Origin of the sequence: Shimia thalassica (genome assembly GCF_001458215.1) — a bacterium.
Classification (GTDB): domain Bacteria; phylum Pseudomonadota; class Alphaproteobacteria; order Rhodobacterales; family Rhodobacteraceae; genus Shimia; species Shimia thalassica.
Map to the genome: position 1 here is coordinate 378,994 of NZ_CYTW01000001.1, position 23,407 is coordinate 402,400.

At 53.0% G+C, this 23,407-nt stretch carries 25 protein-coding genes and 1 tRNA gene; 22 read left to right on the forward strand and 4 right to left on the reverse strand.

Annotation, left to right across the window (positions count from 1 at the left end; translation table 11 throughout):
• Positions 1-54: 54 nt before the first annotated feature.
• From PH7735_RS01700 to PH7735_RS01705, 3 genes are all read left to right on the forward strand, one after another.
• A complete protein-coding gene (locus PH7735_RS01700; RefSeq protein WP_058309604.1) occupies positions 55-249 on the forward strand; it encodes a helix-turn-helix domain-containing protein in 195 nt (64 codons plus the stop codon).
• A gap of 61 nt (positions 250-310) precedes the next feature.
• Positions 311-442 (forward strand): hypothetical protein, encoded by a 132-nt coding sequence (locus PH7735_RS21130; protein WP_267885799.1) that lies wholly within the window; start codon positions 311-313, stop codon positions 440-442.
• Between the two features lie 29 nt (positions 443-471).
• On the forward strand, positions 472-795 hold the full coding sequence (locus PH7735_RS01705) for a hypothetical protein (RefSeq protein ID WP_058309605.1): 324 nt from the start codon (positions 472-474) through the stop codon (positions 793-795).
• A gap of 90 nt (positions 796-885) precedes the next feature.
• Here PH7735_RS01705 and PH7735_RS01710 read toward each other — a convergent pair whose 3' ends face one another.
• Complete coding sequence (locus PH7735_RS01710; RefSeq protein WP_058309606.1) at positions 886-1,335, reverse strand: helix-turn-helix domain-containing protein; 450 nt, start codon at positions 1,333-1,335, stop codon at positions 886-888.
• Between the two features lie 18 nt (positions 1,336-1,353).
• The gene (locus PH7735_RS21215) at positions 1,354-1,677 is read right to left on the reverse strand and encodes a DUF4258 domain-containing protein (protein WP_058309607.1); all 324 of its coding nucleotides are present in this window, start codon (positions 1,675-1,677) and stop codon (positions 1,354-1,356) included.
• Positions 1,678-1,983: 306 nt separating this feature from the next.
• On the opposite strand from PH7735_RS21215, the gene PH7735_RS01720 reads away from it, so the two are divergent.
• The 11 genes from PH7735_RS01720 to PH7735_RS20655 all read left to right on the forward strand — a co-directional run bounded on the left by PH7735_RS01720 (position 1,984) and on the right by PH7735_RS20655 (position 12,209).
• Positions 1,984-3,108: a hypothetical protein gene (locus tag PH7735_RS01720; protein ID WP_058309608.1), complete on the forward strand. Its 1,125-nt coding sequence runs from the start codon at positions 1,984-1,986 to the stop codon at positions 3,106-3,108.
• A gap of 221 nt (positions 3,109-3,329) precedes the next feature.
• Entirely contained in the window at positions 3,330-4,598 is a 1,269-nt protein-coding gene (locus PH7735_RS01725; protein WP_058309609.1) for an AAA family ATPase, read from the forward strand.
• Between the two features lie 659 nt (positions 4,599-5,257).
• Positions 5,258-5,821: a hypothetical protein gene (locus tag PH7735_RS01730; RefSeq protein WP_145865242.1), complete on the forward strand. Its 564-nt coding sequence runs from the start codon at positions 5,258-5,260 to the stop codon at positions 5,819-5,821.
• 2 nt (positions 5,822-5,823) lie between these two features.
• The gene (locus PH7735_RS01735) at positions 5,824-6,045 is read left to right on the forward strand and encodes a type II toxin-antitoxin system HicB family antitoxin (protein WP_145865243.1); all 222 of its coding nucleotides are present in this window, start codon (positions 5,824-5,826) and stop codon (positions 6,043-6,045) included.
• Between the two features lie 141 nt (positions 6,046-6,186).
• Positions 6,187-6,621 carry a hypothetical protein gene (locus PH7735_RS01740; protein ID WP_058309612.1) on the forward strand — a complete coding sequence of 145 codons (435 nt, stop codon included), beginning with the start codon at positions 6,187-6,189 and terminating at the stop codon, positions 6,619-6,621.
• 257 nt (positions 6,622-6,878) lie between these two features.
• Positions 6,879-7,904, forward strand: coding sequence for an adenine-specific methyltransferase EcoRI family protein (locus PH7735_RS01745; RefSeq protein ID WP_058309613.1), 1,026 nt, complete (start codon positions 6,879-6,881; stop codon positions 7,902-7,904).
• Between the two features lie 22 nt (positions 7,905-7,926).
• The gene (locus PH7735_RS01750) at positions 7,927-8,949 is read left to right on the forward strand and encodes a DNA adenine methylase (protein WP_058309614.1); all 1,023 of its coding nucleotides are present in this window, start codon (positions 7,927-7,929) and stop codon (positions 8,947-8,949) included.
• 2 nt (positions 8,950-8,951) lie between these two features.
• On the forward strand, positions 8,952-9,509 hold the full coding sequence (locus PH7735_RS01755; protein WP_058309615.1) for a hypothetical protein: 558 nt from the start codon (positions 8,952-8,954) through the stop codon (positions 9,507-9,509).
• Between the two features lie 7 nt (positions 9,510-9,516).
• Positions 9,517-10,689, forward strand: coding sequence for an AAA family ATPase (locus PH7735_RS01760; protein ID WP_058309616.1), 1,173 nt, complete (start codon positions 9,517-9,519; stop codon positions 10,687-10,689).
• A gap of 62 nt (positions 10,690-10,751) precedes the next feature.
• A complete protein-coding gene (locus PH7735_RS01765; protein ID WP_145865244.1) occupies positions 10,752-11,957 on the forward strand; it encodes a 5-methylcytosine restriction system specificity protein McrC in 1,206 nt (401 codons plus the stop codon).
• A 134-nt stretch (positions 11,958-12,091) separates the two neighbouring features.
• Positions 12,092-12,209 (forward strand) — tRNA-OTHER (locus PH7735_RS20655).
• Positions 12,210-12,332: 123 nt separating this feature from the next.
• On the opposite strand, the gene PH7735_RS01770 is transcribed toward PH7735_RS20655, so the two are convergent.
• Together PH7735_RS01770 and PH7735_RS01775 are read right to left on the reverse strand one after the other, a co-directional pair.
• Positions 12,333-13,073 (reverse strand): hypothetical protein, encoded by a 741-nt coding sequence (locus PH7735_RS01770; protein WP_145865245.1) that lies wholly within the window; start codon positions 13,071-13,073, stop codon positions 12,333-12,335.
• 419 nt (positions 13,074-13,492) lie between these two features.
• On the reverse strand, positions 13,493-14,314 hold the full coding sequence (locus PH7735_RS01775) for a sulfotransferase family 2 domain-containing protein (protein ID WP_145865246.1): 822 nt from the start codon (positions 14,312-14,314) through the stop codon (positions 13,493-13,495).
• Positions 14,315-14,829: 515 nt separating this feature from the next.
• Here PH7735_RS01775 and PH7735_RS01780 point away from each other — a divergent pair.
• The 8 genes from PH7735_RS01780 to rpoB all read left to right on the forward strand — a co-directional run bounded on the left by PH7735_RS01780 (position 14,830) and on the right by rpoB (position 23,363).
• Positions 14,830-15,297: a hypothetical protein gene (locus tag PH7735_RS01780; RefSeq protein ID WP_145865247.1), complete on the forward strand. Its 468-nt coding sequence runs from the start codon at positions 14,830-14,832 to the stop codon at positions 15,295-15,297.
• A 145-nt stretch (positions 15,298-15,442) separates the two neighbouring features.
• Complete coding sequence (gene secE / locus PH7735_RS01785) at positions 15,443-15,640, forward strand: preprotein translocase subunit SecE (RefSeq protein ID WP_058309621.1); 198 nt, start codon at positions 15,443-15,445, stop codon at positions 15,638-15,640.
• Between the two features lie 367 nt (positions 15,641-16,007).
• Positions 16,008-16,541, forward strand: coding sequence for a transcription termination/antitermination protein NusG (gene nusG, locus PH7735_RS01790; RefSeq protein ID WP_058311092.1), 534 nt, complete (start codon positions 16,008-16,010; stop codon positions 16,539-16,541).
• Positions 16,542-16,645: 104 nt separating this feature from the next.
• The gene (rplK, locus tag PH7735_RS01795; RefSeq protein ID WP_058309622.1) at positions 16,646-17,071 is read left to right on the forward strand and encodes a 50S ribosomal protein L11; all 426 of its coding nucleotides are present in this window, start codon (positions 16,646-16,648) and stop codon (positions 17,069-17,071) included.
• On the forward strand, positions 17,071-17,769 hold the full coding sequence (gene rplA, locus PH7735_RS01800; RefSeq protein WP_058309623.1) for a 50S ribosomal protein L1: 699 nt from the start codon (positions 17,071-17,073) through the stop codon (positions 17,767-17,769). The genes rplK and rplA overlap by 1 nt, the downstream gene beginning before the upstream one ends.
• A gap of 246 nt (positions 17,770-18,015) precedes the next feature.
• The gene (rplJ, locus tag PH7735_RS01805) at positions 18,016-18,534 is read left to right on the forward strand and encodes a 50S ribosomal protein L10 (protein WP_058309624.1); all 519 of its coding nucleotides are present in this window, start codon (positions 18,016-18,018) and stop codon (positions 18,532-18,534) included.
• Positions 18,535-18,606: 72 nt separating this feature from the next.
• The gene (rplL, locus tag PH7735_RS01810; RefSeq protein WP_058309625.1) at positions 18,607-18,984 is read left to right on the forward strand and encodes a 50S ribosomal protein L7/L12; all 378 of its coding nucleotides are present in this window, start codon (positions 18,607-18,609) and stop codon (positions 18,982-18,984) included.
• Positions 18,985-19,226: 242 nt separating this feature from the next.
• Positions 19,227-23,363 carry a DNA-directed RNA polymerase subunit beta gene (gene rpoB, locus PH7735_RS01815; protein ID WP_058309626.1) on the forward strand — a complete coding sequence of 1,379 codons (4,137 nt, stop codon included), beginning with the start codon at positions 19,227-19,229 and terminating at the stop codon, positions 23,361-23,363.
• Positions 23,364-23,407: the final 44 nt, after the last annotated feature.

Below are 23,407 nucleotides of genomic sequence, written 5' to 3' on the forward strand. Positions count from 1 at the left end.
TTACCAAAGTTAAGAGAGCCCACGAGGGGCGCATAAGACAGTAGGAGAAAACCAATGGCCGAAGAAAAGGTATTTATGAGCCCAACCGCGTTTGCAGAAGCCATGGGCGTGTCGAGCGTTACGGTTCACCGTTGGATCAAGGCGCGGACGTTGAAAGCGGTTCAGCGAGGCAAAGTCGTTTTGATACCGCGATCGGAAGTGGGCAGGTTCGCCAAGGAGGCCGATGATAGTATCGGGGCAACCGAATGAGCAAGAAGCACATCACCCAGACACCCATAGGGCTCGAATTTCGGACCTGTCGGACAGTTGCGTGCATCCAGATAAATACAAACGCCGATATTCCTCGATTGTGGCGATGATGGACGGCCTAACGGATACCCCAGCCACCGAACCCGACGCGATGGAAGCCAACCTATCGGGGCGTCGGCCAAGGATCGCCTGACAGCCGCCATTGCAGCGCACAGGAAACGGTTGGAGCGGGAATTCGAGGCCGCAACCTACGCCAAGGCCGTCGAACTCGCACATTACGCCCACGACGAGCGTTTCGAAACCTTGATCGCCAACGTTGAAAAAATGAACGAGCGTTTGACGCAGCTTTTGAAGTCAAAGCACGTTCTGGACCTCAAGGATTACAAGGCGCTGAAAAAGGTTATGGCTCCACAGGGCAACCCGTCGCCCGAGGCGCTACGCCACGCTTGGGAAGTCTTCGAAAGCTTGGGCATTGAACCAATGAGCGACAAAGAAATTGCCTTGGTCGAAACGTTTAAGGCCAGCGCTGCAGCGATGAAGAAATAGCAGCGGTTGCCGCAACCGATAAAAAGCCCCCGCCAGAGGTGGCAGGGGCTTTGCATGTTCAACAAGCTTGTTTCCTAGACGAAACGACAGTCAGGCGACCGCCCAATGTTCGCCTTCCAGCTTGAATTTGTGATGTTCTAATTCAACGATCTGTCGATCAAGCGCAGCAAGGCCTTTAACGAGTTCGTGGATTTTTTCGTCAGATCGCGATGCGGCATAGAGCAAGCCGACCGCCACACTTGCAGGGCCAGTCACTTTCGCGTCCCGTTCTTTTTCCCAGCGTTGGATATTCTTCACCGACGTTTTGATAAGGTCAGCCAGCGCCCTTTGCGACATATCCAATTCAATTCTGATAAAGCGAAACTCAGCCCCCGTCATGACATGCGGGCTCGCTATGATATCCATCGCAATTTCATGATGCAGCCCGTCCAGATTGGCAATCGAAGTCGCAGAGCCATATGGCGTCTCGGTAACTTCAACGCCGCCCTCCAACCAGATAGATGGCAGGCCACAGTCCACGTAATGGAACAGTTCAGACATAGTTCTCTCCTTTCGCTTTCAGCGACCGCCCCTATGCGCGGTTATGACGGTGACAATCATCGCGCCATTGTGAATGGCGCAGACAACGGACACCCGCATACCAGCGGCGACCCCTGAAACCTTCCCTTCCCAACTTCCCTTGTCAGGGTTCCATGACGGACCCGAGGCCAATGTCCCACGTTCGAGCACACGCAAGATCATGCGGCGGGTTAAATCCCGCTCTAGCATTCTTGATTTTGCATGGTCCGTAATGACCACCATGTGGTGTACATTGGCGTAGTTACGGACGTTCTTTATGAATAGGTCAGGCCCCATAAAGGGGATTGGTTCGGCTTCGTTCATGCCCTCAATATGAGGGTGTTATTCACGAATATCAACACCAAAGTTGTTAAGGTCGGGTGAATGCGGCGTTATTGGCCAAGGGCGTTTTCAACAAGCATTAGCGGTCACCATAACCGCTAAACAGCCTCAAGCCCAAGCCCTGACAACCTGTAAGGTCCTGCAAATAAACAGAATTTTTGGTCGCCAAATCGGGTTCAGGGGATTAAGATTGAGAGGCCCCGCGAGCGCCGCAAACGCTCAAACGAGGCCTGTTGTTCGTCGCGGACAGCAGCAAACAAAAACGACCTTGTAACAGAAGGACGCCTCATGGCTAAAAATACATCACCCCCCATTGCAACGCAACCGAAACGCCGTTGGCGCGTCTCGAATGATGAATGGAACGATATTCTGAACGTTCGGCATGGCCTATGGCGTTGCGGATACATCGTCATTCCAAGCGACGAAACGGGCAAAAAGCCTTTGTTCAGCAAATGGCCGCAATTCCAATACGACCCGCAGGACCCAGAACCCGCAATCCCGCGACAAATGACCAACGCGGGGACCTTATCGAAGCTTCCTCACTTAGGAACAGGCGCGTCGACTACGGGGCTTGTTACCTTTGATCTGGACCTAGACGACGCCGACGCCGTTGCCGACGCGCGCGCTTCGATCGAAGATATTGCAGGCCCCGCACCGCTCGTGCGTTTTCGCGATAATAGCCCCCGTCTCATGCTGATTTACGGCGCAGGCAAAACCACCCCGAAACTCGCCAATGACGGCTTTGTTAAAACCCCGTTCGGGGCGATTGGCTGCGACGCAGCCCACGCGGGGCAGTTTGTGCATCTACACGGCCTGCACCCATCAGGCGCGCGCCTGCAATACGAAGACGCGACCCCATGGCAGACCCCCACGCACAGCCTAACGAAAGTTGAAGGCGAGGCCCTACCCCAGATCGCCAAGGCCCTTGCGCACAGCTTGGGCGGCGACGTTGGCGGCATGGCCGTAGCTGGCAAAGGGTTTGCGGGGGATATGCGGACCAAACGCGGCGAGGTAGGCCTTCGCGACGCCGTTGCCGACCTTGTGACAGGGGCCAGCATCACAAACAGCATGGAAACGATCGCCGAAATCCTAATCAACGATCTGGACGTTGCCGACCACGCAGCCGAAGAACTTATCGAAGGGCTGATAATGGCAGGCGAACGTATGACACCAACAGAGGCCAAACGATACGACAACGCCCGATCGCAGCTTGGCACCGACGGACGGCAAGGTATCGGGATTTGTCGCGCGATTGGAATGTATAAAGATAAACGCATCGAAGATGATTTGCGCCCCGTTAAAATCGAAGAACAGGGCCAAATGGAAATCTTGGCAACAGCCTTTAAACGCGCAGACCCAGAGGTTCGAAAGGTGTTTTACGAAAAGCTGAAACAGATCGCCCCGAAGGCTTGAATTTGCCCCGCCCCCGCTGGACCTGATAGGTCAGTATGGGCAGAATAGAACGACAAATAGAAAGGTCCCGCCAATGAACCATAAAACGAAAAAGACGCCCCAAAGGAGCGCCTTGTCCGAATGCGAAGTAATACCACGAACTTCCCAAAAACCAACAGGTTTCAGTTTAGCGTGATGCATTCTGCAAGGCAAGAGGGGCCCAATACCAACAGGCCAAATCTATGCCACAAGACAACAACGCCGCGCCCCTGAGCGGGCTTGATGAAAGCCAGCTAGACGCCGCCCAACTTTCGTTCGACGCGCCGCCAGAAATCCCAAGAGCCGACGGCAAGATATGGGATGAAAAAGGTGGGAACTGGATAGCCCCAGCAGGAAAGAAAACCGACGCAGAACGGCTTGAACAGTTCGCGGTTCGCTTTGGGTCCGACACGGCCATTCCCAACCTAGAGGATAACTGGCTTATCCGCGATATCATGCCTATGAACGGCGCGGTGGCGATGTATGGGGCTCCCGGCTCGGGGAAGTCCTTCCAATCCTTAAGCATGGCCCTATTTATCGCAGCAGGGCGCGCATGGTGCGGGAAGGAGGTCGAGCAAGGCCTTGTCGTCTATGTGGCCCTTGAGGGGGGCGGCGTGTTTTCCAATCGGGTTTTCGCCGCCACAAAGCACCACCACTTAACCGACGACGAACTTGCCAACTTCGCCACGATCAACGCAACCGTGAATTTGCGGGAAAAAGACAGCGGCGCGGAATTGCGGCATTGCCTGACAGCAATCGAAAACCACACAGACAAGAAAATCGTATTGTTGATTGTGGACACCCTGAACCGCGCGTTTGGGGGCGGCAACGAAAACAGCCCCGAAGATATGGGCCAGCTAATCGGCGAACTCGACACGATCCGCGAACAGTTCGACACAACCGTTCAGCTTGTCCACCACAGCGGCAAAGATGTGGCCCAAGGGATGCGCGGCCATTCCAGTTTGATTGGCGCAGTCGACACCGAAATCAAGATCGAACGAAACGACGAAGGGCGGCTTATGACCATCTCGAAACAACGGGACGGCGAAGATGGCGAACAGTTCGGGTTCAGGATCGAAGGTTTTGACGTTGGAACATCGCCCAAGGGACACCCCGTAAAATCCGCCGTTGCCGTGCCAGCCGACAAAGACGCAATCAAAGCGGCTAACAAGAAAACCGCGCAAGGGACAAATCAGACGATCGTTGTAAACGCCCTGAAACAACTTACCGCCGAACCAGAGGCGAAGAAAAAACCGAGCGGGACAGGCTGGCCCGAAGCGGGGCTGTATCACATCGTCTCTGTTGATGATCTTTTGAACCACGCAAAAGGGAAAATAACGCCGCCCGAAGAAGGGAAGAAAGACAGGCGGCGGGAACACCTACTTCGAAGCTTGAACGATATGATCGAAAAAGACGGGCTTTGCATGAATGACGGTTTTGTTTGGGACCCGAAGATGAAGATCACGAAATGATACCCAAAGACAAAAACCCCCTTCCCTCAAGAGGTACCCAAACCCCAACCCTAAAGGGTTTTGGGGGTTTTGAGTACCTTTCACTTAAGGTTTAGGCACTCAAAAGACCTCAAATGGGGGTTTTGGGTACTTTGAGTACCAAAGACAAAAAAACACCGAAAGGACCCCACCCCATGAATTGCCGCCATTGCCACGCCTTCACACGCGCCGACACGATCTGTCCGTCTTGCGCCGACGTCGACAGCGCCTTGTCCACCGCCGTCCAGACTGCCAACCTCGTCTTGCAGGCCCACCACAATCAGGCCCTGAGACGGGCCGCACAGGCCGAGAGATGAACCGACGACCGACCATAGGGGGAAGAATGCGCCAGAACCCCCCCCCGAAATTAGCCGATCTCATGGCCTCTGGCGGCGACCCAGCACCCAGCACAGCCGAAAAGGTGTTATATTGGCTTAAATCGGCGATTTTTGCGCCCCGTACGGTTTCCCGAGATCGCGCGCGACGGGTTTCCATAATCAGGAGAAAACAGCATGGGACATAGGGGAAAAGACAACCGTTTCATCCCGACAAAAGACGATCGCGAGATGGTAATCACACTCCGCGCAAACGGGGATAACCAAACCACGATCGCACGAAAAATCGGGATCGACGTTAAGACGTTGACCAAGTATTTCCGAGGCGAATTAGACGCAGGCAATGGCGAGATCGAAGCGACGCTCTCTCGCGTTCTCATGCGGAATGCCAGTCAGCAGGCCAGCATCCAAGGAAGCAACCAAGCCGCGAAGCTTATTTTCGACTATACCTTGGGCATGTCACCCGAACAAAAGCACCGCCTTGTTCACCAGAACGGCGGCACCGCGATGGATGACGACGACAAGCAACACGCTGTCTCCATCCTCGACGCCAAGATTGCCCCGTACCTCAAGGATTTTGAGGAAGGCCAAGAAATACTGGCGCGGATGGAAAAATATGGCGTGGTCGGCGACGATATAGAGGATGCGGAAGTCTACGACGACGAACCGATCGACGGTGAACCGTTGCGGATTGAGGCCCAGCCCGAGCCCAAGAAAAAGAAGAAAAAGAAACGGAAGGCGAAGAAAAAGCCGAAGGCCGAACCATCCATCGAACTCGCACCGACCCCAGAGCCCGAGCCCGAGCCAGAACCCGAAAAGTCAAAATTGCCGCGTCGATCAGGACGACGCCCCCCGATATGGAAGCCCTGACCATGACCAGATATACCGCCGTCGTTCACAAGGACACCGACACCGATTACGGCATCCACATTGCAGGCCTGCCCTTATTCAGCAGCGCCGCGTCGATTGATGATGTCCCCATGCGGGCGCAAGCTGCGTTGCGTTTATTTGCTGAAACGGAACCTCTGCCCGACCTCGCGTCTCTTGACATCGAATTGGACAGCGCGGCATTTGTCGTCGAAGTCGATATCTAGTCGAATAGGTCTATACAACCGCTGTCGAGCTGTCGAATAATCAATCCTTAACAATACCTTAACACCACTTTGCGTTTCAGGTAAGCTTGTCTCACACCGCAATGCGTAGCCCAGAGGGCATGGCAAGAGGGAAAAGAGACTATGACACCACGACTAAGCGACGTTCCAGATGCCGTATTCGAGACGATCGACGACACACCAATCGCCCCATTCATTGAACAGTTGAAGCGTTGCCGCGCGTTACACCACGATTACAAATTCTTGGGCCCTTGCGGAAAAATATTCGAGCCGTTCCCCCATGAACTGAAGGCGTACACCGCCGATTTCTTCGCCGCGCGTCGTTTTATTGAGGCTATGCCGTCAGAAGCGTTCAGGAAGACCGCCCACGGCGGCGCATTCCTTGCCGAATTCGCGCATTTGATCTCGCCAGACATTGAACACGTTTCAGCAGCCGCCGCGTTGTTGGAGTTGGGACACAAGTTGACCGAACGGACGGCGTTTGTCGAAGTCAGCATTTCGAAGAAATGGATGTTCGAACTAAAAACCGCGCGCCTTCGCGCAAAACTGGAAGGATAGGGCCCATGACCGACACCAGCGCCGAACTCTTTCAGGTATTGCAGTAAAGCCGCCGTTTGAACCGACGCCTGAGATAACTGCTGACCTATCGGTTCCGTTGAGGGTCTAATAAGGGCGCTAGAAAATTTGTTGTTGGAGCTTCCGGATTTCGGCGTGGGACACCAGTGCTCTGGGAAAGGCTTCCAGGACTAGGATGCAGTTTACAGGGCCCTCGTTTAGAGTTAGTTCTGTCAGTCCAATCACGACAGGAGAACGGCATGACGACCGCCAGACTGAGCTCGGCACGCCAAGCCAAACAGGACGAGTTCTACACATCACTCCACGATATCGAACTCGAGCTCGAACATTATAAAAAGCATTTCAAAAACAAGATCGTATATTGCAATTGTGACGATCCTAGAGCGAGCAACTTTTATAACTATTTTGCCGAAAATTTCGAACGACTTGGCCTAAAAAAGCTCCTTACAACCTGTTATCGTAGTCAAGATTGCAGACAATTTAGCCGCGGTGCCTCGGATCAAGCCGTCTTTTTGGAGCTTTCGGGCGAAAGGGCGGAAGATAATGGAAGCAATCGAGACGCAGCAATTGCCCGTCCCTTGCAGGGGGATGGAGATTTTCGGAGTGCCGAATGCATCCGATTTCTTAAGCAAGCTGACATCGTGGTGACCAATCCGCCGTTCTCCTTGTTTCGTGAGTACGTGGGCCAGTTAATTGAACACAAAAAGAAATTTCTGATTATCGGAAACATGAATGCCTTGACCTATAAGGAGGTTTTCCCTCTCTTCCAGCATAATCAAATGTGGTATGGTCCAAGCATACGTAGCGGGGACCGAGAGTTCCAAGTTCCAGCCGACTATCCGCTTAATGCTGCGAGCACGAGGGTTGACCGAGAGGGCAATAGATTTGTCAGGGTGAAGGGGGTTCGGTGGTTTACAAACCTTGACTACCATTTAAGGCACAAGGATCTGGAACTCCAAATGACTTACAAGCCAGAAAACTACCCCAAATATGCAAACTATGATGCAATAGATGTTAGTAAAACTATGAACATACCAAAGGACTATTCCGGCCTAATGGGCGTGCCGATCTCCTTTTTAGACAAGCACAATCCAGATCAATTTGAAATATGTGGCTCCAGTAAAACCCTCAGTCTCCCGATGTCGCAGATTGCAGAAAAAGGAACATACCAGCAAGGAGGACCACGCTTCTACTTGCCAAACGGCGACGGCACTTTTCGGCGCATGTATGACCGGATCGTTATCCGAAACAGGCGGCTAAAATGAAAAACTTCAAAAAGGGTAAGCCATGTCGTACCGCTATTTGGGAAACAAGACCCGCCTAGTTGATTGGATCGTAGGCGTTATTTCACGCGAAATTCCAATAGGATCGTCCATCGCCGACCCGATGTGCGGCACAGCGTCAGTAGCATTTGCGCTAGCACAGGCAGGATACTCGGTCATGGCGGCGGACGCGTTGAGCTTTCCAGTGGTTCACGCACATGCGCGGCTGATTGCAAAGAAGGCGCCAGATTATGAAGCGCTGGGCGGCTATGAGGGAGCTTTAGATTGGATGCGCTCAGTTCAACCAATTGAAGGTTACTTTTTTCGAGAGTTCGGTGATGAAGGCCAACCGGCAAACGGTCGGTCTTCAAGGCGCTATTTCTCAGCGAAAAATGCAGCACACATCGACGGAGTTCGTGCAGGGATTGAAAAAATGAGAAAGGCTGGAGAAATAAGCGAGACGGAACAGTATGTAATGCTCCAACATCTTATCCTTGCGACCAATAAGGTGGCCAACATTAGTGGTACCTATGGGTACTTTAGGCGAACTCTATCAACGTCTGCTCTTAGGCCTCTCAGTTTCGAGGCGCTCAAATTTGACCGCACGATTGGAAATCATGCGGTCGTGCAGGGTAATGTTGAGGACCTCGCACCCAAACTGAACACGGACGCCGTGTACCTCGATCCACCTTACACCAAAAGGCAATACGCTGGGAACTACCATGTATTGGAAACTCTCGCCCGAGGGGATGAGCCAATTGCTGTTGGTGACGGAGGGCTTCGTCCTTGGCAAGAGCAAGCCTCTAAGTTTTGCTACAAACGAACGGCGGCCGACGCTTTTAGAGAAACACTCGAGCGTCTCCGGGTTCCACATATCTTTATATCGTATAGTGAGGACGGTCAGGTTGGCGAAAAGGAACTGTTGTCAATCTTGAGAGAATTCGGCAAAGTCGCGATGCATGAACATCCTTATTCCCGGTACCGCAGCAATGCTAAAGGGAAAGATGGTACCGTTCTCGAAAGACTTTATCACGTGAAGGCAATTTGATTATGCAAGGCAAGCTGGAAATTCAAAGCATCTGGTGGCGCAATGTTCAACCCGGCGAGTTTTACAACATCGAGCGGCATCACCAAATCGACGGCGGGGGTGGATCGCTTTATATTGAAATTCCTGCTTCTCTTGTCGCTGAAACGCTCGACTTTTTGGGCGTGACTGCGGCTGACGCTGAAGCTGGTCCGATTGTTGTTGATGCGAGTGCTGTCGATGATGCCAACGTTTCCGGCCCTATCGAATTCAAGTCTAAGGCTGGAGGCCGACTTCGCATTGCAAATCAAAACCGCCAGGCTCCCAATTCGCTGCGGCATCCGGCATGGACAGCTGCGAGAAACTTCCCATCGGCCCCCGACACTGTCGGCAGCAAAGAGGACGCGCTGCCCTTTTTTCCAAAAGGCGGGCTCAGGATCTATATTGCGAAATCAAATGCGGGAGAGTACTTCGCGGGTTTCACAAGCGGTTACCGCCCTGCGAATATGTCGAGAAACAGTCCAATGTGGGATCTGTACCCCGATGGAAATCGGCCAGTCGGTGGCGTCATAAAGGCAGGTTGAACAAGATATGCCTGACGCAATCAAAAATATCCTACTTTCATGGGGTCGAGGGCGGAATGCTTTGTTGTATGGCCCGCCGGCAACAGGCAAAACTCGCTTAATCAGCGAGCTTTTTGAAATCCTCAACAGTCCACCCGAAGCCGAACAGGGGATTTGGCTAGACCCCGCCGAAACCGAAACACCGTTTGTTCGACCGGAGTTGGAAATCCCGATCCCCCGACCGGTCAAAGTTGTTTGGACAACTTTTCACCAATCGTATGGATATGAGGATTTCGTTCTCGGTCTCAGACCTGAAATGACTTCTGAGGGGACGCAGCTCCGGCCTTGGTCTGGAGTTTTCCTCGATGCGGCCCTCGAAATTTCCGACCCCGAAACCGACGTAAACTCAGTTGTAATTTTCATTGACGAAATCAATCGGGGTAATGCAGCGAGAATTTTCGGCGAGTTTATGACCTTTTTGGATTTCGACTATAGAGAAGAGGGAAGTGTCCCTCTCCCGTTGCCGTTAAGACAGCTGTCATTTGAAAGTGGTGTAAGTGAGGAAATCCGACGACCCGGCGGCAAGACGGCCACAATTCCTGAAGGGTTCACCTTTCCCAAACACGTGTATGTTGTTTCCACAATGAACAGCGTTGATAGAGCTGCAGTACCGATCGACAGTGCTCTGGCACGCCGATTTGACCGTATTGAGATGCGGCCAAACCTAGACGTTCTTGGAAAACTTTGGGGGCTGACAAGAGAAACAATCAATGCACCAACGGACGAAAATTGGGAGACATTGTCCCCGTTTGAAACCACCTACTTGCTACTCGATCGTCTGAACGCCTTAATTGCGGGCGACCTTGGGCCGGAGTTCGAGCTTGGGCACGGGCTTTTGGTTTCCATCCAAGCCGCCGCAAGCGATACAGGGGTTCCAATTTCTGAGGATCAAGTTTGGCGCGACATAGCGCGTGTCTGGGACGACGTGTTGTTCCCTCAGCTTGAAGACAGGTATTCTGGCCGCCCCGAACAGCTTATAGAATTGCTACGGGTCGATAGCCCTCCTGCCACCGGTGAAATCGCATGGGCGCTGCGCACTACTATAGGCAACAGCTCGCCAACTCGTACGCTTGCGCCCGTTCGAGTTAGCGACCTTGATCTAGAAATTGTCAAAAGGTCCTTCAGGTGGCTTACGAGGTAATCGCGCAACCTCGAATTGAGCTCCAAGAGTACGGCGAGCCGGTTTTATACAGGGCGGACAAAATGGATCTCGATCTTTTAGCTAGCGCAAATAAGCGTTGGCGAAGAGAATTGGGAATTCCGTTTGATCCAATTCGCGTAGAAATCCACGATGAAAATATGGTGAAACTACGTGCCGAAGCGGTAACTGGAGTACTTCGCATAGGCAAAGTCGACATAGAAATTGCTCCAAAATTTCTCAGCGCCGAGACCAAAAATTGGCAAACAGTACTTTGGCGAATTCTTTCGGTCGTAGAGGGAGGGCACGTTGATGAAAATTTGACGACGGCCCAATCAATCGCTTCGCAGTCTTTACCTGATCTGCTTGCGGAGATGTTTCTTAAGTCCTACGCAAGAGGCGCAGCCCGCGGACTTCCTCGCGGCTATCGGAACGAGCAGAGAAGCGGATCTATGCTGCGCGGAAGCATCGATACGTCGCGCCTCGGAGATTGGGTCGCACGTCCGTGGGAGCTTCACTATGTAACGGATTTCTTGACCGACGACACGGCCCTTGCTCGGCTTCTTCGTTGGTCGGCCAACTGCCTTGCTGCAACAGTAAAAACGCCTGCGCGATCTAGGGCCCTCCTTGAGATCGCAGCCGGCTTAGCTCATGTCGGAAGACATCCCCCCCACATTGCTGATGCAAGGCAAATAGGTCTCGGTATCCAATATAGAGAACTTGAGCCTGCTCGAATTGTTGGGTTGCTATTACTTGAAGGGTTTGGAGTTCACCATGCAAAAGGCAACTTTTCACTTTCTGGATTTCTCTGGAACTCGGACCTGATCTACGAAAACTATGTCTTTTGGCTTTGCCAAAGAGCGGCTGCGCATCAGGGAAGCCGTGTAGACAAGCGCAGGATTGTATTTGGTGAAGTTGTCTCCGGAGGCGGCACAAAATTGGTAACAGAGCCAGATGTTGTGTTTCGCGACACCAAGGGCACGCCGATTGCCGTATCGGACGCTAAGTACAAACGCTTGGGGACCCGCCCTAAATCATCGGACACCTATCAGCTAGTTACTGCGGCGCATGTCCTTGGGTGTCAACGTGTTTCTCTCACGTACCCAGTGGCTCAAGATAGATCACCAACATACTGGCGGATTTCGTCTAGTTTAGGCGGGCTTGACATCGTGTTAACGGCTCTTCCTCTTAACCTAATGCTACTCTTGCAACCAAAGGGGCCGCAACAATTAGTTGACGCTATCCATGGCTGGCTCAGTAACAAGTTTTAACTTTGAAGCGCTGCTCACTTCAGCGAGAAGGAGCTCAGGCTGGCCTTCGATCGCTATCGCATCCTTTGTGCAGAGCGTGCACTGCTCAAAATGTAACATCCAAATGTAACACGACAGGCGTTGTCAGGGGTTGCAGGGGCATACTTGAGTAACATCTGGGCTTCCGAAACCCCAATAAATAAGGGGTTTCAGATTTCTTGGGTAGGTCTCCAAAACCGTAGGCCCACAGTTCGAGTCTGTGTGCCCCTGCCATTTTCCACAAAACTGAAAAGAAATTGATATGTTACCACCGAGGATATCTTGCGCAAATTCGGCAAAGCCCGAAGTCTCTTCTTCCATGACTTTTTCCTATTTTTTTTGCTGCTTTGCCGCTGATTAATCTTCGGCCTCTACCGCGTCTAAAGAAGCCAGAAGTCTTGCGGGACAATGAAATGAGTTATCTTTTAGAATCTTCCTACAGTAGCCGGAGATCAAAAGAAGAAGGTGAGACTCACTCACAAGTGGTAAAGGTAACTTGTCTGGAAATTCAATTATTCTAACGACCGGATAAACGCCAAACGATGAAATGGAAACTGACTTTACACAACCCTTTGGATCGTGATTGGGGTCAGCAACAATGACAAACCCGCTAACTTCATTTTTCTGAGAGGCTTGCCACGCTCCATAGCATCCAGCGCCAAGTCGCGAGATGCCGTTGTCGACTATGTCTCGCACTGAAGGATGTGCGGCAGAGACATCCAAGCCACGCGCCTGAAGGTCTGCTTTGTCAATCGCCTCCTTGTTTTCGATATCTGGTAGGAAAACAACTATGTAGTTGGCCTTGGGACTGAAGAGACTTTTTTCGGTAAACCAAGTTGAACTCTCACCAACTAAAGAGGCGTATGTGAGGCTCAATTCAGCTACAGAACTGATTGTAGAAGCGGCGAAAAACATGTCATCAGCAGATGCCGCACCCAAAATCTCTAATCTGACCGGTTCCGTCCATTGGATCAGGCTATCGTGGCTAGGATTTTCGCGGGTGTATCTATCCTTGCGCTCAAGGAAGCTCTCCTCCTCAGCATATGCGGTCGAGAAAAGAAGCATTGAGTTGGTCAAACAAAAAAGTACAGCCAACATTATTACCCATTTAGTTCGATCCAACCGGCCACAACAAAAAGATGAATCGGTAGCTTTTGAGTGTCTCAATTTCATTTATCCCCGATCTCATAGATTCGCAGAAAAGCATCAAAGAACTCTTGCCTCTCAGAAAGGCAAAGTCCTTTTTGTAAGTTACGCAACATCACAGCCATAAGCCGATTCATAACTTCACACGTTCCTCAAAGCGCCCCTCAAAACACAAAGCCGCTGTCGCCAAGCTGATGACAAGCGTTTCTGCGGATGCGCGAGATCGCTTTGCCACTTTTGGGCCATTGGTCACGTCGAAGGGTGTATTTTGTCAGCGCTGAGGGACCGATTGCGATCCAGCATAACCGAGGCAGGGATAAGCACGGGCAGGCCGCATCGAGATGCGCGGCCTGTGTATCGTTTTTCGTCGCTTAAGGTCTCGGGAAGATAGTTCCTTCAGAGTCGCTGCATGCTGTCTGAGTGCTGTCATTGGGAAACAGCTTGGCAGCTACTTTTTGCGCGTGTGGCAAAAGCTCTTTTTTAGGGAAGTACTCGTCATCCTTGATCGCCTGACGCGTCAGTTTGAAGTTTTCCCAACCTTCGACAGGCGCATCAACAACAACGGGTTCTTTTTTGGCGTAGTGAATCTTTTTGATCCGCGCAAAGGTGCCTTGTGTTTCAAAGTCGGTCACAGACATGTCGAGTTCTTTTTCAACGAGATTGAGCACATCGTTTACTTCGCAATCGTCGACGTTGATCGTGATGACCCGACCAAAGGGCAATGTCCAAACCGGTTGGAATTGCGCACAGACATGCGGGTCGGATGTTGAGGGGCGCTCGCGTGGGATCTTTTTCAAGACTTTCACGAAGTCATTAAATGACAAGCCGTCTTTTGACATGCTGATGCCGGCACGATTTTGAATCTGGGTATCGATCACGTTGTACCGCACGCAATGGCGGAACTGCGAGATAAGCCGTTTGGCGGGATCACGGGTGACCTTGAGAAGGGTCCAGTTGTCTGGGTCGGCTTTCGCGAATGCCTGTTTGCGCTGCTTGTAGACCTGAGAGTTGTAATAGACCTTGTTGCGGAAATCGTGCGGCCAATGCGAGAAATAGTTGGCGGCGGGCAAAAGGTTTTCTTTCAGAAGGAACCAGATGATCGCATGAGAACAGGCAGATTTGGGCGAGAAGGACAGCACCACCCGTTTCTGGCTGAAAATCAGCGGCATCGGTGTCACGTTGAGCTGTTGCATTTCAAAAGATCTCTTACAGAAAAGGCCAAAGGCATCGCGGTTATGTCATGCGGAACAGGGTCGCATTCTTGGTGGGTCGGTCGCATTGAAAATCAAAGCAGAACACGGGAAAACCTCCCGACCGCAGCGTTATAGGCCGAAATTTTTGTGCGTGTAAGAGGGCACATGGTTGCGGCCGAAAACTGTTCCGAATTTGCCAGATCAAGTGCCATGTTCCGTTTGGTGTGATCCGGGATCGGGCCATAATGAAATGGGGGAACACCTTGCGGTGATCCATATTGACCCGGTCGGGCTGGTCTGTTCTTTCATGGTGCAGAGAAGTTTTGATTCTGCGACAAGTGTCACGGAATCGCCCTACTTTTGACCTTTAATCACCCTAATTGGCCTTCAAAATGTCACGATACATCCATGGATGTGCCGGGATTGGGTGCTGCTGCCAACGAAACCCGTCCCGTAGGGGGAAACAGGCACATGTGATTGATTCGCCTGTGCCAGAAACATGGGAAGTGGTTGCCATGACCAGTAAGCACGGACTTTTCCGGTCCGATGGTCGGCCTGCGCGTCAGTATGGCGAAGAGATCATCGAACCAGGACAGGAATTCAATGAAGAGACGCTGGATGTCATCCGGTCTCTTGTTGATGAGAAGCATGATGCAACAGAAGCCTTATCAGGCTTGGAGACCGATCATGCACCAGACGCGGAATGGGAGGCGCCGAAAGTCTCGGATGATGACCCTGAGCCGCCTGAAGGCCTCTTGGGCATAGAATTGCGGGACGACGAACCGCAGCCCGCGTTAAAGCCGTTATTGCATTTTTCCGAACCACAAGAAGAGGCGCCCCTGTCGCCGCCAACAGATTGGGTGTCCAAGGCGCATCAGGATGCGCAGGGTGGCGCGCGCCGCCGATTGCTGTGGCGTGTGGATACCTATGCGCGCGGGGTTGCTGTGGTGTTTTTGGCAGTTGTTGCTGTCTGGGCTTTCTGAGCAAAGCTGACACCCTTGGCGGCTTTATCGGAAAGACGCATCGGGGTCGCAACCTCGATGCGTTTTCTCTTGGGGCAATCGACCCCTTGAAATTGTCTGGCGCGCCGCGTATGTGAGCCTCTGATCCAGTCAAAGAAGAAGCATCATGGCCAAAACCAATCCACTTACCTTTATTCAGCAGGTCCGTGCAGAGGTCTCGAAAGTCGTCTGGCCAACCCGCCGCGAAGTTCTTTTGACAACCGTTATGGTTTTCATCATGGCCGCACTGACAGCGGTGTTCTTCTTCCTGGTTGATCTCATCGTCAGAAGCGGACTGCAGGGCATCCTGTCAATGTTCGGCTAAGCCATTCCGGCTTTGACGCGAGAATTCGAGCCGCGATTCGGGGCTTGATTACAAATCAGTTAAACAACAGCCGAGTTTCTTTGCGCAGGGCGGTCAGCGGCGCAAAGCGTTTCCGGCGAAAGCGGTGTCCTTCATTGGGGCTTTGCCGCAACGGATGTTGTCGGTCCTTATCGCAACGAATTTCGTCAGATATTTCGTTTGTGCTTGAACCGAGAGCGTTTGGGATGTAATTCCCGCAGGAAATCCGGAAATGGCGTGCGGCGATTCGTGTTGCGCGCCGCTTTTTTGTTCCGGCCAAGGCGGCAACGCCTTTAGCAATGAGATTATTTCCGGCCTTGGGTCGGATGAAGACGGGAAGAGCGATCAAATGGCGAAACGGTGGTACTCGGTTAGTGTTCTGTCGAACTTCGAAAAGAAGATCGCTGAGCAAATCCGCACGTCGGTTGCCGAAAAGGGTCTCGAAGACGAGATCGACGAAGTGCTGGTTCCGACCGAAGAAGTGATCGAAGTGCGCCGTGGTAAGAAAGTTACCACAGAGCGCCGTTTCATGCCGGGCTATGTTCTGGTCCACATGGAAATGAGCGATCAGGGTTATCACCTGATCAACTCGATCAACCGCGTCACTGGTTTTTTGGGCCCGCAAGGTCGCCCGATGCCAATGCGTGACGCAGAAGTGAACGGCATCCTGAACCGCGTTCAGGAAGGCGAAGACGCGCCGAAGTTGTTGATCTCGTTCGAAGTGGGCGAAAAGGTCAAAGTCAACGACGGCCCATTCGAAGACTTCGACGGCATGGTCGAAGAAGTTGATGACGACAACCAGCGCCTCAAGGTGACGGTGTCGATCTTTGGCCGCGAAACGCCGGTCGAACTGGAATTCACTCAGGTCACAAAACAGATCTGAGTTTAACCGAGTGGGAGGCGAGCGCATCGCGATGCGCGGACTGAACCACACAACTAGAGCCCGAGGAACGCGTTCCGAGGGTGTTGGAAAGAAGGAGAGGCCACATGGCCAAGAAACTCGCCGGCACGATGAAGTTGCAAGTGCCCGCCGGTCAAGCAAACCCGTCGCCGCCCGTAGGTCCGGCTTTGGGTCAGCGCGGCATCAACATCATGGAATTCTGTAAGGCATTCAACGCCAAGACACAGGACATGGAAGCTGGTGCACCTTGCCCGACTGTCATCACATACTATCAGGACAAGTCCTTCACCATGGACATCAAGACGCCTCCTGCGTCTTACTACCTGATCAAGGCCGCTGGTCTTAAATCCGGTGCAAACCTGCCCGGTCGCGAGACCGTTGGTTCGGTGACCCCTGCTCAGGTGAAAGAAATCGCCGAAGCAAAAATGAAAGACCTGAACGCAAACGACATCGATGCTGCTATGCAGATTATCCTTGGTTCGGCACGTTCGATGGGCATCGAGGTAAAGTAATGGCTAAACTTGGTAAGCGCACAACTGCTGCTCGTGCAGCGTTCGCAGGCAAAAGCAACCTCACCGTTGAAGAAGCTGTCGCTCTGGTCAAGAACTCGGCAACATCGAAGTTCGACGAGACTGTAGAAATCGCAGTTTGTCTGGGTGTTGACCCACGTCACGCGGACCAGATGGTTCGTGGTGTTGTTGGTCTGCCTAACGGCACAGGTAAAACTGTACGCGTTGCTGTTTTCGCACGTGGTCCAAAAGCTGAAGAAGCTCAGGCCGCTGGCGCTGACATCGTTGGTGCAGAAGATCTGATGGAAACCGTTCAAGGCGGCACCATCGACTTTGATCGCTGCATTGCAACACCTGACATGATGCCTGTTGTTGGTCGTCTGGGTAAAGTGCTTGGTCCACGTAACCTGATGCCAAACCCGAAAGTTGGAACTGTGACTATGGACGTGGCTGATGCCGTGGCCAAAGCCAAAGGTGGCGAAGTCCAGTTCAAAGCTGAAAAAGCTGGTGTTGTTCACGCCGGTGTTGGCAAAGCTTCCTTCGACGAAGCCAAGCTGGTTGAAAACGTTCGCGCCTTTATGGACGCCGTTTTGAAAGCCCGCCCAACAGGTGCCAAAGGCGCATACGTCAAGAAAATCGCTCTGAGCTCGACAATGGGCCCCGGCGTAACAATTGACGTTGACAACGCTGCCGCGCAATAAGCGCTAAAGAATTCTTCGGGGCAACCCGATGAATGGCGGGGCCGCGACATAGGCCCCGTCCTGTCCGAGACGGAGGGTGAAGGAAACTTCATAATTCCTTCCTGAGATGGGAAACGAGACGAGAATTTTCCGTAAGGTTTCGACCTTCGGGCGATCTGGCCTCGGGACCCGTAGACAAGGACCCGAACGGTGGGGCAACCCGCCAAAACTGAGCCGGGGAGAGATCCCCAAATTTGGAGTAAAACTGTGGATAGAGCCCAGAAAGAGAAATTGGTCGACGAGCTCGGCCAGATCTTCGAAAGCTCTGGCGTCGTAGTGGTTGCACACTACGCGGGCCTCACGGTTGCTGACATGCAGGACCTTCGCGCACGTGCTCGTGAAGCGGGTGGTGCTGTTCGTGTTGCCAAAAATAAGCTCGCCAAGATCGCCCTCGAGGGTAAGCCCTGCGCAAGCATCGCTGACTATCTCGATGGCATGACCGTTTTGACCTATTCCGAGGACCCTGTGGCAGCTGCCAAAGTGGCCGAGGACTTCGCCAAGGAGAACAAAAAGTTCGCTATCCTTGGTGGTGCAATGGGTGAAAACGCGTTGGACCGTGCCGGTGTAGAAGCCGTGTCGAAAATGCCTTCGCGCGAGGAGCTTATTGCTTCGATCGTTGGCTGTATCGGCGCACCTGCTTCGAACATCGCTGGTGCAATTGGCGCGCCTGCAAGCAACATCGCTGGCATTCTGTCGACCATCGAGGATCGTGCAGAAGCTGCGTAAGCAACTTGAGAACCGCGTGTGGGTAAATACCCGGCGTTGGAACACATAATATATATACGGAAAGAGTCTAAAATGGCTGATCTGAAAGCACTCGCAGAAAGCATCGTGGGTCTGACCCTGCTGGAAGCACAAGAACTGAAAACCATCCTCAAAGACGAGTATGGCATCGAGCCCGCTGCTGGCGGCGCTGTAATGATGGCTGGTCCTGCTGACGCCGGTGGCGCATCTGCAGAAGAGCAAACTGAATTCGACGTCATCCTGAAATCGGCTGGCGCTTCGAAAATCAACGTCATCAAAGAAGTCCGCGCCCTGACTGGCCTGGGCCTCAAAGAAGCTAAAGAGCTTGTTGAAGCTGGCGGCAAAGCTGTCAAAGAACAAGTTTCGGCTGACGAAGCTGCAGACGTCAAAGCGAAGCTGGAAGCAGCTGGCGCTGAGGTCGAAGTTAAGTAATCATTGCCGGGGTTTCCCCGGATGTGATTTCAGGCTGGGTACGGGTTTTCCCGTGCCCAGCCGAACCTGTCTCAGAGAAGGCTTTTGCGAAAGCCTTGCCTAAGACCAGGTTCAAAGATCGGGAGGCTTCCTTTGGGACGGAGGCCGGGAATTGATCGAACTGTTTGGTCGTCTCGGATGGGGGCGATGCCGGGGCCCGACGGCAGGCGCACTCGCATGAGAAACGAAAGGTGACACCGACCATGGCTCAGACCTACCTTGGCCAAAAACGTTTGCGTAAATATTACGGCAAAATCCGCGAAGTGCTGGAGATGCCTAATCTTATTGAAGTTCAAAAGGCTTCATACGACCTGTTTCTGCGTTCTGGCGACGCGAACGTGCCCACCGATGGTGAAGGCATTCAGGGCGTATTCCAATCGGTCTTTCCGATTAAGGACTTCAACGAAACCAGCGTAGTTGAGTTTGTCAGCTACGAGCTGGAAAAGCCCAAATACGACGTCGAAGAGTGCATGCAGCGCGACATGACCTATTCAGCTCCGCTGAAAGTCACATTGCGCCTGATCGTGTTTGATGTCGATGAAGATACCGGTGCGAAATCGGTTAAAGACATCAAAGAACAAGACGTTTTCATGGGCGACATGCCTTTGATGACGCCAAACGGTACGTTTGTTGTGAACGGCACCGAGCGTGTGATCGTGTCCCAGATGCACCGTTCGCCTGGTGTGTTCTTTGACCACGACAAAGGCAAAACCCACTCGTCGGGCAAGCTGTTGTTCGCTTGCCGGATCATCCCATACCGTGGGTCGTGGCTCGACTTTGAATTCGATGCAAAAGACATCGTCTTTGCACGTATTGACCGTCGTCGTAAGCTACCTGTCACCACGCTGTTGTATGCGCTGGGTCTGGATCAGGAAAGCATCATGGATGCTTACTATGAAACCGTCGACTTCAAGCTTGAAAAGAACAAGGGTTGGGTTACCAAGTTCTTCCCTCAGCGGGTTCGTGGCACACGTCCGACATACGATCTGATTGACGCTGCAACTGGCGAAGTCATCGCGGAAGCCGGCAAAAAAGTAACGCCGCGCGCCGTCAAGAAAATCATCGACGAAGGCAAAATTACCGACCTGCTGGTCCCGTTTGACCACATCGTTGGCAAGTTTGTTTCGAAAGACATCATCAACGAAGAAACCGGTGCGATTTACGTCGAAGCCGGCGATGAGTTGACGCTGGAATTCGACAAAGACGGCGACGTGATCGGCGGTTCGCTGCACGATCTGATGCAGGCTGGTGTCGAAGAGATTCCGGTTCTGGACATCGACAACGTCAATGTTGGTCCCTACATGCGCAACACCATGGCGATGGACAAGAACATGAACCGCGAAACCGCGCTCATGGACATCTATCGCGTGATGCGTCCGGGCGAGCCACCCACTGTTGATGCGGCGTCTGCCCTGTTTGACACTCTGTTCTTCGATTCCGAGCGTTATGACCTGTCGGCCGTTGGTCGTGTGAAAATGAACATGCGTCTGGCTCTGGATGCAGAAGACACCATGCGCACCCTGCGCAAAGAAGACATTGTCTCTTGTATCAAGGCGCTGGTTGAACTGCGTGACGGCAAAGGCGACGTGGACGATATTGACCACCTCGGCAACCGTCGTGTGCGTTCCGTTGGCGAGCTGATGGAAAACCAGTACCGAGTTGGTCTGTTGCGCATGGAACGCGCAATCAAAGAGCGTATGTCATCCGTCGAAATCGACACTGTCATGCCTCAGGATCTGATCAACGCGAAACCGGCTGCGGCTGCTGTTCGTGAATTCTTTGGGTCTTCGCAGCTGTCGCAGTTCATGGACCAGACCAACCCGCTTTCCGAAGTCACCCACAAACGTCGTCTTTCGGCGCTTGGGCCAGGTGGTCTGACACGTGAGCGTGCCGGCTTTGAGGTTCGTGACGTTCACCCGACCCACTATGGTCGGATGTGCCCGATTGAAACGCCTGAAGGTCCAAACATTGGCCTGATCAACTCGTTGGCTACGTTCGCGCGCGTCAACAAATATGGCTTTATCGAAACACCTTATCGCGTCGTTAAAGAAGCGAAAGTGACCGACGAAGTCCACTATATGTCCGCGACCGAAGAAATGCGTCACACCGTGGCGCAGGCCAACGCGACGTTGGACGGTGACGGCAAGTTCATCAACGATCTGGTGTCGACACGCCAGAACGGTGACTACACACTTGCGTCGCGTGAAGCTGTCGATCTGATCGACGTTTCGCCAAAACAGTTGGTCTCTGTGGCTGCGTCCCTGATCCCGTTCCTCGAAAACGACGATGCGAACCGTGCTCTTATGGGCTCGAACATGATGCGTCAGGCCGTGCCGCTACTGCGTGCCGAAACTCCGCTGGTCGGAACCGGTATCGAAGAAATCGTTGCACGCGACTCGGGTGCTGCGATCATGGCGAACCGCGCTGGTATCATCGACCAGGTGGATGCACAGCGTATCGTTATCCGTGCAACCGAAGATCTGGCGATGGGCGATGCGGGCGTAGACATCTACCGCATGCGCAAGTTCCAGCGGTCGAACCAGAACACCTGTATCAACCAGCGTCCGCTGGTGAAGGTGGGCGATCTGGTCACCAAAGGCGAAGTTATCGCTGATGGTCCGTCGACCGATATTGGTGAACTGGCTCTGGGTAAAAACGTGGTTGTCGCGTTTATGCCTTGGAACGGTTACAACTACGAAGACTCGATCTTGATCTCCGAGCGCATTGCGCGCGATGACGTCTTTACGTCGATCCACATCGAAGAATTCGAAGTTGCGGCACGTGACACGAAGCTGGGCCCAGAAGAAATCACACGCGATATTCCGAACGTCGGTGAAGAAGCGCTGCGTAACCTCGATGAGGCTGGCATTGTTTACATCGGTGCGGATGTAGAGCCGGGCGATATTCTGGTTGGTAAGATCACCCCCAAAGGTGAATCGCCAATGACGCCAGAAGAAAAGTTGCTGCGCGCCATCTTTGGTGAGAAAGCATCTGACGTGCGTGATACCTCGCTGCGCGTCAAGCCTGGTGACTTTGGTACTGTTGTCGAAGTGCGTGTCTTTAACCGCCACGGTGTGGAAAAAGACGAACGTGCGCTTCAGATCGAACGCGAAGAGGTGGAACGCCTTGCTCGTGACCGTGACGACGAGTTGGCAATTCTTGACCGTAACATCTATGCTCGTCTTCAGGGCATGATCATGGGCAAGACAGCTGTCAAAGGTCCAAAAGGTGTCAAATCCGGTGCGGAAATCAACGAAGAGCTGCTGCAAACCCTGACCCGTGGTCAGTGGTGGCAACTGGCCCTCGAAGATGAGAAAGACGCGCAAATCGTTGAAGCTCTGAATGAGCAATACGAAATTCAGAAGCGCGCTCTGGATCACCGCTTTGAAGACAAGGTCGAAAAAGTCCGTCGCGGCGACGATCTGCCTCCGGGTGTGATGAAGATGGTCAAAGTCTTTATCGCCGTGAAGCGCAAGCTTCAGCCGGGTGATAAAATGGCCGGTCGTCACGGGAACAAAGGTGTTATTTCCAAGGTTGTGCCGATGGAAGACATGCCGTTCCTCGCCGACGGTACGCCAGTCGACTTCTGTCTGAACCCACTGGGTGTGCCTTCGCGTATGAACGTTGGTCAGATTCTTGAAACCCACATGGGTTGGGCCGCGCGCGGTCTGGGTCTGAACGTTGACGAAGCTCTGCAAGAGTACCGTCGTTCGGGTGACCTCACTCCGGTGCGTGAAGCGATGCATCTTGCCTATGGTGACGATGTCTATGACGAAGGTATCTCCGGCATGGCAGAAGCCCAGCTTCTCGAAGCCGCAGGTAACGTCATCAACGGTGTGCCAATCGCGACTCCGGTCTTTGATGGTGCGAAAGAAGCAGACGTCAACGATGCGCTGGTGCGTGCCGGGTTCTCTGAATCGGGTCAGTCGACCTTGTTCGATGGACGTACCGGTGAGCAGTTCGCTCGTAAGGTGACTGTCGGCATCAAGTACCTGCTGAAACTGCACCACCTTGTGGATGACAAGATCCACGCGCGTTCGACCGGACCATACTCGCTCGTCACACAGCAGCCGCTGGGTGGTAAAGCACAGTTCGGTGGTCAGCGTTTCGGTGAGATGGAAGTCTGGGCACTCGAAGCATACGGCGCCGCTTACACCTTGCAGGAAATGCTGACGGTGAAATCGGATGACGTTGCGGGCCGGACCAAAGTGTACGAGTCGATCGTCAAGGGTGAGGACAACTTTGAAGCGGGCGTGCCGGAATCGTTCAACGTTCTGGTGAAAGAAGTCCGCGGCCTCGGCCTGAACATGGAACTCCTGGATGCGGAGGTAGAGGAGTAAGGGCCTCGCGCTCTTACCCCTCTCTCCCTTCCGCACAAATTTGA